This window comes from Actinomycetota bacterium, assembly GCA_005888325.1.
In the GTDB taxonomy this organism is placed as follows: Bacteria; Actinomycetota; Acidimicrobiia; order Acidimicrobiales; family AC-14; genus AC-14.
In genome coordinates this window covers 1-16,807 of the sequence record VAWU01000027.1, presented here as the reverse complement: position 1 = coordinate 16,807, position 16,807 = coordinate 1, and the positions used below count along the sequence as shown (strand labels likewise).

16 protein-coding genes are annotated in these 16,807 nt (G+C 70.8%); 6 read left to right on the top strand and 10 right to left on the bottom strand.

Translation table 11 applies throughout. The features are described 5' to 3' along the window. Positions 1-9 precede the first annotated feature (9 nt). Positions 10-807, bottom strand: coding sequence for a DUF429 domain-containing protein (locus E6G06_10555; GenBank protein ID TML91178.1), 798 nt, complete (start codon positions 805-807; stop codon positions 10-12). Between E6G06_10555 and E6G06_10550 the strand changes: the two genes are divergently transcribed. Then, complete coding sequence (locus tag E6G06_10550; protein TML91177.1) at positions 725-1,189, top strand: SRPBCC family protein; 465 nt, start codon at positions 725-727, stop codon at positions 1,187-1,189. The genes E6G06_10555 and E6G06_10550 overlap by 83 nt on opposite strands. 7 nt (positions 1,190-1,196) lie before the next feature. Here the strand turns inward: E6G06_10550 and E6G06_10545 are convergent, their stop codons facing one another. From E6G06_10545 to E6G06_10535, 3 genes are all read right to left on the bottom strand, one after another. Then, entirely contained in the window at positions 1,197-1,421 is a 225-nt protein-coding gene (locus E6G06_10545; GenBank protein TML91176.1) for a hypothetical protein, read from the bottom strand. 152 nt (positions 1,422-1,573) lie between these two features. After that, positions 1,574-1,903, bottom strand: coding sequence for a hypothetical protein (locus E6G06_10540; GenBank protein TML91175.1), 330 nt, complete (start codon positions 1,901-1,903; stop codon positions 1,574-1,576). Between the two features lie 61 nt (positions 1,904-1,964). Then, positions 1,965-2,213, bottom strand: a complete 249-nt coding sequence (locus tag E6G06_10535) for a hypothetical protein (GenBank protein TML91174.1) — start codon at positions 2,211-2,213, stop codon at positions 1,965-1,967. A gap of 69 nt (positions 2,214-2,282) precedes the next feature. Between E6G06_10535 and E6G06_10530 the strand changes: the two genes are divergently transcribed. After that, entirely contained in the window at positions 2,283-5,900 is a 3,618-nt protein-coding gene (locus tag E6G06_10530) for a multifunctional oxoglutarate decarboxylase/oxoglutarate dehydrogenase thiamine pyrophosphate-binding subunit/dihydrolipoyllysine-residue succinyltransferase subunit (GenBank protein TML91173.1), read from the top strand. Here E6G06_10530 and E6G06_10525 read toward each other — a convergent pair. Continuing rightward, entirely contained in the window at positions 5,890-6,531 is a 642-nt protein-coding gene (locus E6G06_10525) for an HAD family hydrolase (GenBank protein TML91172.1), read from the bottom strand. The genes E6G06_10530 and E6G06_10525 overlap by 11 nt on opposite strands. 128 nt (positions 6,532-6,659) lie before the next feature. Here E6G06_10525 and E6G06_10520 point away from each other — a divergent pair, with 128 nt between their 5' ends. Then, a complete protein-coding gene (locus E6G06_10520) occupies positions 6,660-7,973 on the top strand; it encodes a S1 RNA-binding domain-containing protein (protein TML91171.1) in 1,314 nt (437 codons plus the stop codon). Positions 7,974-8,144: 171 nt separating this feature from the next. Here the strand turns inward: E6G06_10520 and E6G06_10515 are convergent, their stop codons facing one another. Continuing rightward, the gene (locus tag E6G06_10515; GenBank protein ID TML91170.1) at positions 8,145-8,771 is read right to left on the bottom strand and encodes a hypothetical protein; all 627 of its coding nucleotides are present in this window, start codon (positions 8,769-8,771) and stop codon (positions 8,145-8,147) included. Positions 8,772-8,792: 21 nt separating this feature from the next. On the opposite strand from E6G06_10515, the gene xth reads away from it, so the two are divergent. Next, entirely contained in the window at positions 8,793-9,548 is a 756-nt protein-coding gene (xth, locus tag E6G06_10510) for an exodeoxyribonuclease III (protein TML91169.1), read from the top strand. A 13-nt stretch (positions 9,549-9,561) separates the two neighbouring features. On the opposite strand, the gene E6G06_10505 is transcribed toward xth, so the two are convergent. Together E6G06_10505 and E6G06_10500 are read right to left on the bottom strand one after the other, a co-directional pair. Then, a complete protein-coding gene (locus tag E6G06_10505) occupies positions 9,562-12,114 on the bottom strand; it encodes a phosphatase PAP2 family protein (GenBank protein TML91168.1) in 2,553 nt (850 codons plus the stop codon). Continuing rightward, positions 11,928-12,788 (bottom strand): phosphatase PAP2 family protein, encoded by an 861-nt coding sequence (locus tag E6G06_10500; protein TML91235.1) that lies wholly within the window; start codon positions 12,786-12,788, stop codon positions 11,928-11,930. Before E6G06_10500 ends, E6G06_10505 begins: the two co-directional genes overlap by 187 nt. Between E6G06_10500 and E6G06_10495 the strand changes: the two genes are divergently transcribed. Beyond that, a complete protein-coding gene (locus E6G06_10495) occupies positions 12,439-13,734 on the top strand; it encodes a flippase-like domain-containing protein (protein TML91167.1) in 1,296 nt (431 codons plus the stop codon). The genes E6G06_10500 and E6G06_10495 overlap by 350 nt on opposite strands. A 52-nt stretch (positions 13,735-13,786) precedes the next feature. On the opposite strand, the gene E6G06_10490 is transcribed toward E6G06_10495, so the two are convergent. Next, the gene (locus tag E6G06_10490; protein ID TML91166.1) at positions 13,787-14,335 is read right to left on the bottom strand and encodes a hypothetical protein; all 549 of its coding nucleotides are present in this window, start codon (positions 14,333-14,335) and stop codon (positions 13,787-13,789) included. A 16-nt stretch (positions 14,336-14,351) separates the two neighbouring features. After that, entirely contained in the window at positions 14,352-16,055 is a 1,704-nt protein-coding gene (locus E6G06_10485) for a hypothetical protein (protein ID TML91165.1), read from the bottom strand. A gap of 29 nt (positions 16,056-16,084) precedes the next feature. Here E6G06_10485 and E6G06_10480 point away from each other — a divergent pair. Beyond that, positions 16,085-16,807 (top strand): ABC transporter substrate-binding protein (locus E6G06_10480; GenBank protein TML91164.1); only part of this gene is annotated, 723 nt, incomplete at its 3' end.

The window sequence follows — 16,807 nt, the reverse complement described above, 5'->3', positions numbered from 1 at the left end:
CCGGACGCGCTACCGCACGATCTCCATCAGCAGGCCGCGTTCATCGCGCTCGCCGCCTCCGAGCCGCTCCTCGTCACCCGTCGTCAACCGGCGCGCCGTCCAGAGCACGGCGTGCGCGTCGAGCACGTCGTCGGCTGCAGCACCCGGGAGCGACGCCGGCGCGACGCCTACGAGGGCCGTGCGTGCGGCCCGGCCTGCGGCGGTGCGCTTCGGATGGAGAAGGGGCGTACCTGCGATGGAGGCGAAGCACAGCTCGGGGTGCGCCTCCACGACCCGCGCCTGGCGCGACGGCGAGAGCAGGCCGTCCACCTCGTGGATCTTGGGGAGCAGGTTGAAGACCTGATGGGCGAGGCCCTTCCCGTCGACGGCACGCGAGCGTGCGTTGGCGTCCTCCCAGGTGGCGGAGCCGAGGGCGGCGCGTACCGGCGCCGGAAACACCGAGCTTCGGCGGGGCCCGAGGCGCCGGCGCGCCTCGACGTCGCAGCGCCGAGGCCCGCGCGCCGGCAGCCCGATCGGGATGTCGACCGCGACCGCGACCAGCTCGCCGCGCTCGACGCTCGCGACGAGCTCGCCGAACCAGGACACGACCGACACCGTCGGCGCGCCGCGACCGTCGACCCGGCCGACGGCAGCGACCCAGCCGCGCCGGCAGCCGTCGACGCCGGCGACGAGACGGGAGTCGGGCACCTGCTCAGTCTGTCGGCCCGCGACCGCGTCGGTAGCGTTGCGGGCCGTGCGAGCCCGAGCCGAGACCGTGCTCGAAGCCGGGCCGGACCGGGTGTTCGCGGTGTTGGCCGACCTGGGCACATGGCCCGCGTGGCTCGACGTCGTGGTGCGTGCCGAGCCCGACGGCGAAGGAGCGTGGCGCGTGCGCCTCGGCCTGTCGTTCGGGCCCGCGTCCGTCGGCTACGACGTGCGAATGGTTCGCGTCCCGGCACCCGTCCCGAACGACCCTGGAGGCCGTGAGCACTGCGATTCGCTGAGGTTCGAGCGCGACGAGAGCGACGGTCGGAAGGACCACTCGATGGTCGTCATCGACGTGCGCCTGGTTGCGACCGGAATGGTGACGAGGGCGACGCTGACGCTCGAGATCGACAAGCGCATCCCGATGCTCGGTCTCCAGCGGCAGCTCGACCGTCGCACCGCGCGTGCGACGCGACAGTTGCAACGGCTGCTCGACGAGCGGTGAAAGTGGCTCAGGCGGCCGAGCCGTACGGGCACCCGGACTGCTCGTAGCAGTCGGCGTGGTAGTGCTCGACGCGGTCCCAGGTGCCGTCGATGTACACGTTGGCGATGACCTGGAACGACTTGACCTTCGCCGCGAACTTCACCGGTGCGCCGCATGTGACGCACACCGCCGCGTTGCCTGCCTCGACGGGGCGGAGGACCGCCCTGCTGGTGAACTGGCTCTTGGTCGCCATCTTCTTCATATCGGCATGACCTGGGCGATTGTGAATGGATCGGGAGCGAAAATCGGCCGCCAGTCTGCGCGATCCCAGGTCACGCGTGGGGGATGCACCCGGGCCGCTGGTTGACACGCACGTCAGGTCATGTGAGATTGCCGGTGCCGGGGTCAGGGGTGCGTCCGCCGTGCACCCCGCCCCGGCACTTTCGTGCCCAGACGGGCCGCCTCGCGCACGAGCGAGCGCACGTCGTCTTCGTCGGCGCCGGCGCTCACCAGCCCTTGGATCAGGGTTTCGACGCGCTCGGCGCGCTCCTCGGTGCGCGCCGCGGTCGGGGCGGTGACCGCGGTGACGACGATGAGGCACGCGACCGCGGCCGCGGTGACGAGCCCGAACGTGAGCGCCACCGCGTTGTTGTCGGCGACCGAGCCGATGATCATCCCCGCGATCCCGCCCACGCACACGACGATGACGGCGCCGCGAACTGCACCCGGTGTCACGGAAGCATCATCCCGCGCGCCTCCGCCGCCGCTGCTTCGGCGCGCTTCACATGGGAGCTGCTCACAGTCCGGGTTCCTCGCCCAGCTCGCGCAGGGCGGTCGCCAGCGCGGCGCGCAGGCGGCGGGTCGCGTCGGCCCCCAGATGGGCGACCAGTCCCTCGCCCTTCCGGTCGCGCTCCTCCACGGTGACGAGGACGCGCAGGTCGCCGCACCCGTCGCAGTCGTCGTTGACGGCGACCACCCAGTTCATCGCGGCCTTGTCCTCGTCGGCCGGGTGGTCGTCGGTCCCCTCGTCGATGAACTTGCGCACGGGCCGAGGGTACCGTCGGGTCGCCGGTAGGATCGGTTGGGATGGCGACGCAAGCATGACGACGCACGCATGACGACGCAGGAAGGTCCGACCGAGTCGTTCGGAGCCAACGCCTGGCTCGTCGACGAGATGCACGAGCGCTATCTCGACGACCCCAAGTCGGTGGCCGAGAGCTGGCGGGACTTCTTCGCCGACTACAGCCGTGACGGCGGTGACCGGGTCGGTGACAGGACCGCCGCGCCGGCGACGGAACCGCGCCCCGTCGCCGAACCGCCGCGGCCGTCGGCCCCGCCCGCCGCCGGGCCGGCCGCCGAACAGCAGGTCCCGCCGTCCGCCTCACCCATCCGGGGCGCGGCGGCTCGCATCGTCGCCAACATGGAGGCCTCGCTCGCGGTGCCCACGGCCACGAGCGTCCGCGACGTGCCGGCGCGCCTGCTCGAGGTCAACCGCAAGGTGGTCAACGGCTATCTCTCGCGCACCGGCGGCGGCAAGGTCAGCTTCACCCACGTGATCGGCTACGCGATCGTCCGGGCGGTCGAGGACGTCCCGGTCATGAACTCGTCGTTCAGCGAGGTCGACGGCAAGCCCATGGTGACCCGGCACGAGCACATCGGCCTCGGCCTGGCCGTCGACGTCGAGAAGAGCGATGGCTCGCGGACCCTGCTCGTCCCCTGCATCAAGGACGCCGACACCCTCGACTTCAAGGGCTTCTGGACCGCGTACGAGGAGATCATCCGCAGGGTGCGCGGCAACAAGATCTCGCCCGACGACTTCACTGGCACGACGATCAGCATCACCAATCCGGGCACGATCGGCACCGTCCACTCCGTGCCGCGCCTGATGCCCGGCCAGGGCCTCATCGTCGGCGTGGGCGCGCTGGCGTACCCGGCCGAGTACGAGGGCGCCGACCCCCAGATGCTGGCCCAGCTCGGTGTCTCCAAGGTGATGACGCTGACGTCGACCTACGACCACCGCATCATCCAGGGGGCGGAATCGGGACTGTTCCTCAAGCGCGTCCACGAGCTGTTGCTGGGGGCGGACGGGTTCTACGACGACGTGTTCCGCTCGATGGGCGTGCCCTACGAGCCCGTGCGGTGGCGGCGCGACGTCAACCCCGGCGACTCCGAGCAGGTCCGCGAGGAGAAGCAGGTCCATGTCCAGACGCTCATCAACATGTACCGGGTGCGCGGGCACCTGATCGCCGACCTCGACCCCCTCCGCTGGAAGGAGCCGCACACCCACCCCGAGCTCGATCCCGCGACCTACGGGCTCACCATCTGGGACCTCGATCGCGAGTTCTTCACCGACGGTGTGGCGGGACGGACGCACATGACCCTCGGCGACCTGCTCGGCGTGCTGCGCGACGCGTACTGCCGGCGCGTCGGCGTCGAGTACATGCACATCCAGGAGCCCGACCAGAAGCGGTGGATCCAGGAGCACGTGGAAGGGGTCAAGACCACGCTCTCCGTCGACGAGCAGCTCCACATCCTCGACCGGCTCAACGCGGCGGAGGCGTTCGAGCGCTTCCTCAACACGAAGTACGTCGGGCACAAGCGCTTCGGGCTCGAGGGTGCCGAGAGCGCGATCCCGATGATCGACGAGGTCCTCGACCAGGCCGCGCAGGCCGGGTGCGTGGAGGCGGTGATGGGCATGGCCCACCGCGGCCGGCTGAACGTGCTCGCCAACATCGTGGGCAAGTCGTTCCGGCAGATCTTCAAGGAGTTCGAGGGCGACATCGACCCCGACACGACCCAGGGCTCCGGCGACGTCAAGTACCACGTCGGGTCGTCGGGAAAGTTCGTCGGGAGGTCGGGCGGGGAGCTGCCGGTTACGCTTTCGGCCAACCCCTCGCACCTCGAGGCGGTCGACCCGGTCGTCGAGGGGATGGTGCGGGCCAAGCAGGACCTGATCGGCGACCCTGCGGCGTTCAGCGTGCTCCCGCTCGTGATCCACGGCGACGCGGCGTTCGCGGGCCAGGGCGTCGTGGCGGAAACCTTCAACCTCTCGAACCTGAAGGGCTACCGGGTGGGTGGCACCGTCCACCTGGTGATCAACAACCAGGTGGGCTTCACCACCAACCCCGACGCGGCGCGTTCGTCGGAGTACGCAACCGACGTGGCGAAGATGGTGCAGGCGCCGATCTTCCACGTGAACGGCGACGACCCCGAGGCGTGCGTGCGTGTGGCGAGGCTGGCCTTCGGGTTCCGCGAGGCGTTCCACAAGGACGTCGTCATCGACATGTGGTGCTACCGCCGCCACGGCCACAACGAGGGCGACGACCCCAGCTACACGCAACCCCAGATGTACCGGCGCATCGAGAACCGGCGCTCGGTGCGCAAGCTCTACACCGAGACGCTGATGACCCGCGGCGACATCACCCTGGATGAGGCGGAGAAGTCGCTCGAGAGCTTCTCCGCGCGGCTCCAGACCGGTCTCGACGAGACGCGTCAGACGGCCCCGCCCAAAGGCACCATCGCGCGCGAGCCGTCGCCGTCGATCGGCGTGCTGCCGCACGTCGAGACCGGCGTTGCGAGCGCGACGCTCGACCTCGTGGCCGCGGCGCTGCACGAGCCGCCTGAGCACTTCACCGTGCACCCGAAGCTGGCGAAGCAGCTCGAGACGCGCAAGCAGCTCTACGCGGAGGGTCAGGTCGACTGGGCGCTCGGGGAGGCGCTCGCCTTCGGAACGATCCTTCTGGGGGGCACCGACATCCGCCTCTCGGGGCAGGACACCCGTCGGGGAACCTTTTCGCAACGCCATTCCGTGCTCGTCTGCTACGACACCGGGGTCGACTACACACCCCTCAGCCACCTGAGCACCGACCAGGGCCGGTTCCGGGTGTACGACTCCCTGCTCTCGGAGTACGCCGCGCTGGGCTTCGAGTACGGCTACTCCGTCGTGGCGAAGGACGCGCTCGTCGCGTGGGAGGCACAGTTCGGCGACTTCGTGAACGGCGCCCAGATCGTGATCGACCAGTTCCTCGTGGCGGCGGAGGACAAGTGGCAGCAGACGTCGGGGCTGGTCCTGCTGCTGCCGCACGGCTACGAGGGACAGGGGCCCGAGCACTCGTCGGCGCGCGTCGAGCGCTTCCTCACGATGTGCGCGGAGGACAATGTCCAGGTCGTCAACTGCACGACTGCCGCGCAGTACTTCCACGTGCTGCGGCGTCAGGTCATCAGGAGCGTGCGCAAGCCCCTGATCATCTTCACCCCGAAGTCGTTGCTACGCGCCCGCCAGGCGCGCTCGCGAATCGAGATGTTCACGCGCGGCTCGTTCGAGGAGGTGCTCGACGATCCCACCTACGTCGACGGTGCCGGTGACGCGACGGCGGTGGAGCGGGTGGTGCTGGCGACCGGCAAGGTGGCGTACGACGCCATGGCCAAGCGCGACGCCGACCAGCTCCCGGTTGCGGTCGTGCGTGTCGAGCAGCTCTACCCATGGCCCGAGGCGCAGATCGCCGAGGTGCTGGCGCGCTACGAACGAGCGTCGCTGGTGATCTGGCTCCAGGAGGAGCCCGAGAACATGGGCCCGTGGTCGTTCGTGCACGGCCGCCTGCACCGCCTGCTGCGCGACGACTTCACCCTGCGCCACGTGAGCCGCCCCGAATCAGGCAGCCCGGCCACCGGCAGCTCGACCGTTCACCAGCAGGAGCAGGAGCAGCTCGTGGCGCGGGCGCTCAGCGGCTGACGTCGGGCGAACGCAGCGGGAACCCCACGACCGACTCGAGCTCGCCGATGGCGGCGTCGGGATCGTCGACCTTGATCGTGGTCATGCCCATGGCGCGGGCGGGCTTGAGGTTGCCGCCGATGTCGTCGAGGAAGACGGCCTCGCGCGGCTCGATCGCGAGCTGCTCGCACGCGAGCTCATAGAAGCGCGGGTCGGGCTTGCGCACCCCGACCTTGCTCGACTCGACGACGACGTCGAACAGATCCGCGAGCAGACCCTCGTGCGCCGCGGCGGCCCCGTCGTCGGCGCGCACCCAGTTGTTCGTGAGGCACGCGGTCTTGAGCCGCTCGTGGCACCGGCGCACCGCCTCGACCATGGCGGGCCGCACATCGCCGGCCAGCAGCGCCATCACCTCGCGGGCGTCGACCTCACCGCCGGCCGCCCGCGCCTCGCCTTCGTAGAGGCGGCAGAACGCGTCGAAGGACACGTGGCCGCGCTCGAGCTGCGCCCACGCGTTCTCGTCGGGACGGGTCGAGTTGAGCCGCCGGAGGAACCCGTCCGCCAAGCCGCGCTCGCGTTCGTAGCGGGCGAACGCCTCGAACGGGCTGGAGAGGATCACCCCGCCGAAATCGAAGAGTGCGGCCCGGATCACGGGGGAGAAAGTAGCATCGAACGCACATTCGACGACGTGGTCGACCGCGCTCACCGGCGCTCACCGGGCCAGTCGCGTTGCGCCGACGGTCAACAGTGCCGACACCCACCTCAGGTAGCTTGCAACGAATGGCACGCCGCGTTGTCGTCGACGGTTCGAACCTCGCCACCGAGGGTCGATCGCTACCGAGCCTCGCGCAGCTGAACGATGCGGTGCGCGCCTTCGGCGAGGAGCACGTGGGCGACGACGTGATCGTGGTCGTGGATGCGTCGTTCGGCTACCGGATCGACGAGTCGGAGCGCAAGGAGTACGAGCAGGCCGAGCTGGCGGGCGCGATCGTCTCGCCTCCTGCCGGCGCCATCGGTCGAGGTGACGGGTTCCTGTTGCAGATCGCCGACCGCACCGGCGCGACCGTCCTCTCCAACGACTCGTTCCAGGAGTTCCACGGTGAGTACCCCTGGCTGTTCGCCGACGGTCGTCTGATCGGCGGCAAGCCGGTGCCCGGCGTGGGATGGATCTTCACGCCCCGCACACCCGTGCGCGGCGCGAGGAGCCGCATGTCGGTGCAGGACGCCAAGGCGTCGAAGGGCAAGGCCAAGGAGGCCAAAGAGGAAAAGGAGGTCAAGGAGAAGGTCGTCTCGAAGGCCAAGCCCAAGGAGAAGGCCAAGCCCAAGGAGAAGGCCAGGCCGGTCGTCGACGTCATCGCAGAGGCGACGGCCGACGCGATCGCGCCGGCGCGCGAGAAGCGCAGACGTCGGCGCGACAAGGCGCCCGCCGATCCCGTGAACGAGCCCCTCCCGTTCATCACGTTCATCGCGAACCATCCCCTGGGCAGCGAGGTCGAGGGGGCGGTCGACAGCTTCGCCTCGCACGGCGCGTTCGTGAGCGTCGACGGCGCCCGCTGCTACGTGCCCATCAGCGGCCTGGGCGCGCCATCGCTCCGAAGCGCGAAGGAGGTGCTCAGTCGGGGCGAGACGCGCACGTTCGTCGTGCAGGCGCTCGACCCGCCCCGCCGCGGCATCGAGCTCGCGTTGCCCGGTCTGGCCCAGGTCGCGGGTGTGCCGACCGAGGAGACGGTGGCCGCGGAGATCACCGAGGCCCGCCCGCAGAAGGGCCGGCCGTCGACCAAGAAGAAGGCGGCGGCGCCGGCGAAGAAGCACGCGCCCGGCGAGGTCACGGCCCCCGGGCTCGCCAGGGCGGGCAAGCGGCCGGCCGCCAAGCAAGCCGCAGCCAAGCAAGTGCCAGCCAAGCAAGTGGCAGCCAAGCAAGTGGCAGCCAAGAAAGTCGCCAAGAAAGCGGTGGCCAAGAAAGCAGTTGCCAAGAAAGGGGTGGCCAAGCAGGCGGTGGCCAAGAACGCGGTCGCCAAGAAGCGGGCGGACAAGGCGACCGCCAAGCAGGCGGCGGCGCCCCGGAAGAAGGCGGGCGCCAGGTCGACGCCGTGACGCGCAGGGAGCCACGGCGTCCCGTGGCTCCCTCGCTCCCCCCCGGGAACGAGGCTTCTGGATCGGTTGTCCATCCTCACACTTAGTGGTGAGGCGACTACGAAGCGCGACAACAGGATGGGTGGTCGGGCGAGCGCGGGCAATAGGTCCTCGGGCTCATTCGAGCCCGGGCTACGAGCGCTCGGCTGGCGCGGGTCGCTCCCGGAGCCGGGCGACGATGCGCTCGACCACGTCGGGAGGCTGGACGCCGGGGAGCAGGAACCGCCCGTCGAGCAGCCAGGCGGGCGTGCCGGTGACGCCGACCCGCTCGGCGGCCGCCATGGACGAGTCGACCGCGCCACCCGCCTCGCCGGCCTCGACGGCCCGGCGCACCTCGAAGGCGTCGGCGCCCGCGCCGGCGACCAGGTCGTCGAGCACGTCGGGGTCGCCGAGCGAGCGGCCCGCCACGAAGTGGGCGGTGAACAGGGCGCCGTCCAGGGCCTCGAAGGCGGCGGGCCAGCGGCGGCGCACCAGCTCGGCCGTCTCCAGCGCGCGCCGGGTGTTGGGCACGTGCTCGGGCCGTCGAAACTCCAGCCCGACCGCCGCGCACTCCTGCGCGATGCGCCGGTACATGCGGTCGGCCTCCGCGTACCGAGCGCCCCAGCGCTCGCGAAGCGACAGGCCCTCGGGCGGGATCTCCGGGTGGAGCTCGAACGGGAGCGCGGTGATGCGCACGCCGAGGCGACGGAGCAGGGCCGACCGGTCCAGGCCGACGTAGCACCACGGGCAGAGGTAGTCGCTCCAGAGCAGCGCGTCCATCGGGCCTAGGCTCGCACGCGGATGCGGATCGCCACCTGGAACGTGAACTCGCTCAAGGCCCGTCTCCCACGCGTGGAGGAGTGGTTGGCCTACGCGCAGCCGGACGTGCTCTGCATGCAGGAGACGAAGGTCGCCGACGTCTCGGCCCTCGGGTACGAATCGGCCTCCTGCGGCCGGGGCCAATGGAACGGCGTCGCCATCCTCAGTCGTGTCGGCATCGACGATGTCGTCGCCGGGTTCACCGATCGGACCGAGGGCGAGGTCGACGAGGCCCGTCTGTTGTGGGCGACGTGCGGGCCGGTGCGCGTCGGGAGTGTCTACGTGCCGAACGGCCGCCAGGTGGGAAGCGAGCATTACGCGGCGAAGCTCGAGTGGCTGGCGCGCCTGCGCAAGCACGTCGAGCTCTCCTACGAGCCGTCACAACCACTGGTCCTGTGCGGTGACTTCAACGTGGCGCTCGAGGACCGCGACGTGTGGGACGCGACCAAGCTGCACGGTGGCACGCACGTCAGCCCGCCCGAGCGAGAGGCGGTCGGGGCCATGATCGAGTGGGGCCTCGTCGACGTGCTGCGCCGTCACTACGACGACGACCGGCTCTACTCGTGGTGGGACTACCGCGCCGGCGACTTCCACCAGCACCGGGGCCTGCGCATCGACCTCGTGCTGGCGACCGAGGTGCTCGCGGGCCGCTCCACGTTCGCGCTCATCGATCGCTTCGCGCGGAAAGGCAAAGGCCCGTCCGACCACGCCCCGCTGCTCGTCGACTTCGACGTCTGAGGTGCCGGCGGCGTCAGAGCACCCCGCGCCTTTGCAGTGAGCGGAAGGTCAACCACCCGGGCAGGATCGGGATCCAGTAGGTGACGAGGCGGAAGGTCAGGACTCCGGCGATCGCGGGGCCGTGCGCGACACCCACGGCCGTGAGCCCAGCGACCAGCGCCGCCTCCATGGCACCCAGCCCTCCCGGTGTGGGGCTGAACGAGGCCACCGCGGCGCCCCCCAGGTAGACGGCGAACACGTGCACCATCGCGACGTCGGCGCCGAACGCCTTCAGCGACGCGGCAAGCGCGAGCGCGTAGGACGCGGTCAAGAGGGCCGAGCCACCGAACAGCTCGGCCGCCTTCGCGGGACGGCGGAGCACGTCGCCGAGGCTGCGCGTGGCTCGGAGCATGGGCGCCACGAGTCGACGCCGGCTGTGCGGTGACCGGAGCGCGAGCCCGAAGCCGGCGAGGGCCAGTACGACCGCGACGAGCACGGGCCAGCCGCGGGGCAGCTTCGTGTCGCCCACGTCGCTCCTGCTCACGAGCGCCAGCGCGACGACCAGGCCGGCGACGTGGACGACGATGCCCGCCACCGTGTTGAGGGCGACCGCGCCGACGGCCTCGGCGCGGTCGATGCCGGCGTTCACGAGGTAGCGCACGTTGATGCCGATCCCGCCGATGCTCCCCGGCGTGAGCCGATTGGCGAACGAGCTCGCGACCTGTACCGCGATCGTGCGCAGGAGCACCAGAGGCTGGGAGACGGCCGCCATCTGGCCCAGCGCCGCCCCGACATAGGTCACCGCGGAGAGGACGGCTGCGACCGCGAGCCAACCCCAGCGCGCCGAGCGGAGGGCGTCGGTCGTCTGCCGCAGCTCGGCGACCTGGGGTAGCAGGAGGTGCACCGCGACCCCGAGGACGAGGACGGTGACGAGCGTCCTCAAGCGGAGGCGCGTGAGCTGCTCGGGCTGCGGCAGGTCGACGTCCAGCGCCTCGGCGGCCTGGCGCCGCAGGTCGACGAGCAACCCGGGACGCGCCTTGAGGTCCTGACGGGTCGCGGTCGAGAGCGCGAGCGGCTGGATGAGCGGGAGCGCGTCGCGGACCGCGTCGGCACCCAGACCGGAGACAGCAGACGCGATCGCGCGTTGAGGCCCCACCAGCGTGGAGAGCGATGCGAGCAGCTCGGCGACGTCCTGCGCCAGGCGCCGGTCGCTCGCGGCCGACTCCGCGAAGCCGAAGTCGATGATCCACGGCCGCCCGTCGTCGCCGACGAGCACGTTGGCGCGCCGCAGGTCGCGGTGCGCGAGCCGGGCGAGACGGAGACGTGCGACCTGGTCCCACAAGGACGCGAGCAACCAGTCGTCGATGTCGTCGGCGGGGAACGTGTCGAGCGCGCGGCCGATCACGCGGCGTTCGGCCAGAAGCGTGTCACCCGGTCCGGCGTCGATCGCCAGAACCACCGCGGGCGTCTGCACACCCGCGCGCTCTGCGAGCAGCGAGACATAGGCCTCGTGCTCGATCTCGCGTTTCGGTGTCGTGAACGGCGCTTCGTCCTCGAGCTCGCGGTAAACGAGCGAGCGCCACGCCTTGAACAGCGCGTCAGCGTCGCGCTGCTCGCGGCCGACGACCTTGACGAAGAGTTCGTCACCGTCATGGGTGGTCACGAAGAAGGGGGTGGAGCCCCGGGCGTCGACCGCGGCCGGCGTCACGGCGACCGGACCGAACCCGGCGCGCATGAACGCGGCGCCGATCTCGCTGACGGACGGCCGGTGGCCGGGCGCGCCGAGCAGCAGGTGGACGAGGGCGCCGAGGGCCCACCCGAGGGCGGCGCCGCCGATCACGTCGATTGGAAGATGGGCGCCGACGTACATGCGGCCGACCGCGACCAGGGCGACGAGGACCCAGGCCGCGCGCCGCGCGGCCCGGGGGAGGTGGGGGCCGGCGGCGGTGGCGAGGGCGGCGGCGACGGCGACGTGACCCGATGGGAACCCGAAGCCGTGCGCGGGCGCGCCGCGCAGGACGACGTCGTGGAGCAGGTCGGCGGGACGGCCCTCGGCGACCATCCGCTTCACCGCGATCGCCCCCAGCCACGCGCCCACCCCGCTGATTGCGAGATCGCGAGCCATACGCGGCCTTCGCGCAAGCAGCGCGACGGCCGTGGCGACGATGATCGCGGGGAACGCGCCCGCCTGCATGATCGTCTTCAGCAGGAACGACACACCGTCGGGAAGGTCGTTGACGACGCGGAAGATGTCCTTCTCGAGCGTCCCAACGCGCCCGCGGTTGGCGGCGAGCGCGCCCAACGCGAGCACGGTGATGCCGACGACGACGCGCAGGATGTCGCCCGGGTGGCGCACCGCGTACGCGGCGACACCATCGTCGGGCGCGTGCGACCGATCGGTCACTGCGTGGCGTCGGTGCGCGGTGCGCCCAGCAGCAGGCGGGCCAGGCCGCCGCACGCCACCCCGAGGCCCGCGCCGCCCACGACGTCGAGCGGCAGGTGGGCGCCCACGTACATGCGGAGCAATCCGACGATGGCGGCGAGCGCGACCAGGGCGATGCGCGCCCGGCGGCCCAGATAGGGCCACGCGGCGACGGTGAGCGCGCAGATCACGGCCACATGTCCCGAGACGTAGCCGAGGCCGCCCGCAGGCGCGCCTCGAATGTGGGTGTCGTGCACGAAATCGAAGGGCCGGCCGCGCTCGACGAAGTGCTTGACCACCTTTGCCAGCACGTACGTGCTCAAGCCCGCGATCGCGAGCGTGGCAGCCAAGCGGAAGCGCCGGGCGACGAGCGCGACGACGGCGGTGATCGGCACGACGAGGAAGTTGCCGAGCTGCATGAAGATCCAGGCCGGCACGGGGTAGATCGTCGAGGGCAGGTCGTTCACTGCCTGGAACACGCGCTTCTCGGTGTCCGAGAGCGAGTCGGCGTGCACGGGGATGGCGCTCAGCAGCAGCACGCCTCCGCCGATGACGACGACCAGTGCGTCGCTCCAACGCCGTGAGGATTTGCGGTCGTCCATCGCGGCGGCATGCGTGCGAGCCATTCCGAGCGGAACAGTAGTCACCGGATGCGCGAGGCTGACGGCCGAGATGGACGCAGAGACCGGGATCGACGGCGAGTCCCCTGCCCCGGCCCGAGCACCGAAGAGCAAACGGCGGCGCGTGCTGCAGGCCTTCTTCTCGCTCGCGCTGGTCGTCGCCATCTTCGTGTTCGTCCTGCCGCAGGTGGCCGACTTCTCGAAGGTGTGGTCCGACATCCGGGCGATGACGTGGGTGGAGCTGTCCACCCTCGTCGCCATCGCGGTCTGGAACCTCGCCACCTATTGGTTCGTCTGGGTCGCATGCTTGCCCGGCCTCACATTGGGCCAGGCCGCGGTGGCGACAGAGGCGTCGACGGCCGTGTCCAACACGGTGCCGGGAGGCAGCTATCTCGCGGTGGCCATCACGTACGCGATGTTCCACTCGTGGGGCTTCCGCCGGTCGGTGATCACGCTCGCGCTGCTCGTCTCGGGGATCTTCAACAACTTCGCCAAGCTCGCGGTGCCCGTGCTCGCGCTCGCGTTCCTCGCCCTGCAGGGAAACGTGACCGCGGGGCGGGCGACAGCCGGCCTGTTGGGCATCGGCGCGCTGATCGCGGCGGTGATCGTGTTCGTCCTGGCCCTGCGCACCGAGCGGTCCGCGGCGCGCATCGGCAACACGTCGGCGCGAACTGCGTCGTTCTTCACCCGTCTCCTGCGCCGGCCACGTCCGACCGGGTGGGACATCGCCGTCATCCGCTTTCGGGAGAAGACGATCGACCTGCTACGCGCCCGCTGGCACGTGATCACCGTGACCACGCTCATGAGCCATCTGTCGCTCTATCTCGTGCTCCTCGTCACCCTGCGCAACATCGGGGTGTCGGAGGCGGAGGTCAACTGGGCCGAGGTGCTCGCCGCGTTCGCCTTCGCCCGACTGGTCACGGCCATCCCGTTGACACCGGGCGGTCTCGGCGTGGTCGAGCTGGCGTTGACGACCACGTTGGTCGCGGCCGGCGGCGACAAGGCGCAGGTGGTGGCGTCGGTGCTCGTCTACCGGGTGCTGACCTACGTGCTGCCGATCCCGATCGGCGTGGCGTGCTACGCCGCGTGGCCCCGGATCACCCGCTGGAAGCGCGAGCCCCAGGCCTCGGGCGGGCCGGCCGTCACCACTGTTTCGAGCCGATGAGTGGCGGCGCATCGAGCCCGTCAGAGGCTGTGCCGTTCACAAGCTGTGCCGTTCAGAAGCTGAGACGGCCGTGGCTCTCCTTGCGCAGCTTGGCGTCGAGCGTGTCGCGCGAGATGAACGACAGCGCGAGCGTCGCCTCGTTGGCGAGGGCTCGTCCCTCTTCCCCGAGCCGGAACCGGTAGGCCGCGCAGCCGCCGGCGAAGCGGTAGTAGCGCGTGCTCCTGAACCCCGGCGTCACCACCTCGATGCGCTCGAAGCGGCGGGTGCCCGCCTCCTCCGACGGGATCTCCGTGGCTCCCGACGTGTCGCAGCTGGAGGTGAAGGTCACCTCTAGGGCCCGGGCGCCCGCCCGGTCGGAGCTCAGCGTGAAGCGGGCGCGACCGCTCTCGATGTCGACGCTGAACACGCTCCAGCCCGCCGGCAACGAGCGGATGCACGGCACCCGGTCGGCCCGGGGCACGGCCTGCGCCTCGAGGACGAGCGCGTTGAAGTTGGCGTCGAGCGAGCACATGGGCGTCGAACGGCTTTCGGTGCCGCACGCCGCGGGCACGACGGCCATGACGAGCGCAACGGCTGCAAGCGAAGCCCGACGTCGCAGCATCACGGAGAGACGAGCTTCACAGCAGCCGCGTCGAGCTGAGGAGGCCGAGCAGGAGGACCAGGGTGACCAGCGCACCGCCGAGGACGGCCGACCACAGACCGATGCGGCGCACGCTCCAGCGTTGGATGCTCACCGGCGCCCGGTACGGCGCCAGCCGGCGAAAGTCGCGGATCAGGTCGCGGCTGTCCTGTCGGAGCTCACCCCGCAGCTGGCTGGGTGACGTGATCTTGTAGGTCGAGGCGAACGCCTCGGAGATCTCGACGGGCGTGAACTGCAGGACGGCGCGGGAGTAGACGCGTTGCGCGTCGCTGCGTAGGGCGAGCGTGAGCATCATGTTGGCGAGGTCGACGGCCTGGCGCCACGGAGACGGCCGCACCTCTCCGAAGGCAACGTCGATCAGGATGACCCGGCCGTCCTGCACGAGGAGGTTGGAAGGCTTGATGTCGCGGTGCGCGAGGCCCGCGTCCCAGAGTGTGCGCACGACGCGCAGCGCCTCGTCGATCATCGCGTCGTCGACTTCGAGATCACCGATCTCACGCGCGCCGGCCATGAACTCGGTGACCAGCAGGTACTCGCGTTCGGGGGTGATCTCCACGAAGCCGTACGGCTCGGCGCTCGGCACCGACGCGGCCTGCATGAGGCGCAGGAGGTAGTCCTCGTACTGCACCAGCCGGCGCACGGTGGAGAACGTGCTCTCGTCCTCGAGGCGACCGTAGAGAAGCGTCCGGCCGAGCTTGTACCAGCGGTCGGCGCGCAGGTGGGTCGCGGCGTAGAGCTTCCCGAACAGCACGGTGTCGGCTTCGTCGTCGACGACGATGCGCAGCGGCGTGGAGCCCGCCGAGCCCGCCAGCCCGAATGGCCGCACCTCGCTCACCTCGATGCCGAGCTGGTCCTCGAGCGCGTGGCGGATGGCGTCGCCCCGGGGGCCGTCGACGTCGAGGTGGGCGGCCTTGCCGCGCCCGAACGTCACCGGAAAGACGTCGTTCGGTGTGAGCAGGCGGAACGCCACGAGCGGCACCGCCACCCCGATGATCACGCCGATGACCACGTCGGTAGGGTGGTCGACCGCGAGGTAGAGGCGCGAGACGCCGAGTGACCCGATGAGGAGGCCGCTCACCCACTTGGCCGACTGGCGCCAGCTCCCATGGGGCACGAGCGTGTACGTGAGCCCGAGCAGCACGACCGCCAGATCGGCGACCGGGCGCGACGGGTGCGCGAAGCCCTCCCAGCCTCCGATGATCTTGACGCCGAGCGGGCGCGGCCGGTGGATCAGGACGGCCAGCGCGCCGGTGATGGACTTCACGAGGAGCAGTGAGCCCACGAAGACCAGGGTGTGACGGAAGCGGCGGAACGCGATCGGAACGAGGATGGCGGGCCACGCGAGGATCCGCACCGTCCAGTCCGAGCCCAGCGCGTGGACCCCTCGCATCAGGCTCGTGAGCCAGGGAGTGCGCCACCTCTCGATCGTGCGCAGGATGCCGGTGTCGAGTCGCTCGAACGGCGAGGTGATCACGCCGTTGGTAATCAGGACGAGCAGCCAGAAGATCACCGTCCCGACCGCCAGCCAGAACCAGTAGCGGCCGCTGCGGCGCAGGTCGCGCGGCAGAGGCGGAGGCTCTCCGGAAGGACGACGGCGCCGGCGGGTGACGCTGACGGCTCCCTCGGGGAGCCGGCCGGGAGCGTCGACGTCTCGGAGCGATCGAGCCTGTTCTGTCCTCACGACTGGAAAAACCCTCCCGTCGGGGCCGAATGTACTCTGCGCCCGCGAGACGGAGACGACCGACGATGCGCACGCAGTTGCTGTTCGGAGGGCTGTCGGTCGCGCTCGTGGTGGCGGCCTGCGGGTCGGACGGTCGGCCGAGCACCACCGCGCCGAACGCGGCTGCGATCACGGTTGCATCCGTCAACTTCTCCGAGAGCGAGACGTTGGCCGAGATCTACGCACAGGTGCTCGAGCGCAACGGTTATCCGGTCCGGCGCGCGCTCGACCTGGCGTCCCGCGAGGTCGTGGAGCCCGCGCTCGAGCAGGGCGTCGTCGACCTCACGCCCGAGTACCTCGGCACCATCCTGGCGTTCGTCGATCCGCACGCGAGCGCCGCGCGGCTCGATCAGGCCGGGATGCACGCCCGGCTGCAGGCCGCGCTCGCGCCGCGGGGCATCGACGTGTTGGCCGCCGCGCCCGCCGCGAACCAGAACGGGCTCGCGGTCACGCGCGCCACGGCCCAGCGCCTTCATCTGGCCACGGTGAGCCAGCTCGCGCCGCATGCGGGATCGCTCGTGCTCGGCGGCCCCCCGGAGTGTCCCGAGCGCCCCTACTGCCTGCCCGGCTTCGCGTCGACGTACGGTCTGCGGTTCAAGGCGTTCCGCCCGCTCGACACCGGCGGCCCGCGGACGGTCGCGGCGTTGGAAGGCGCGGAGATCGGCGTCGGCGTGCTGTTCACCACCGACGCCACGTTGGGCGGGCCCGACCCC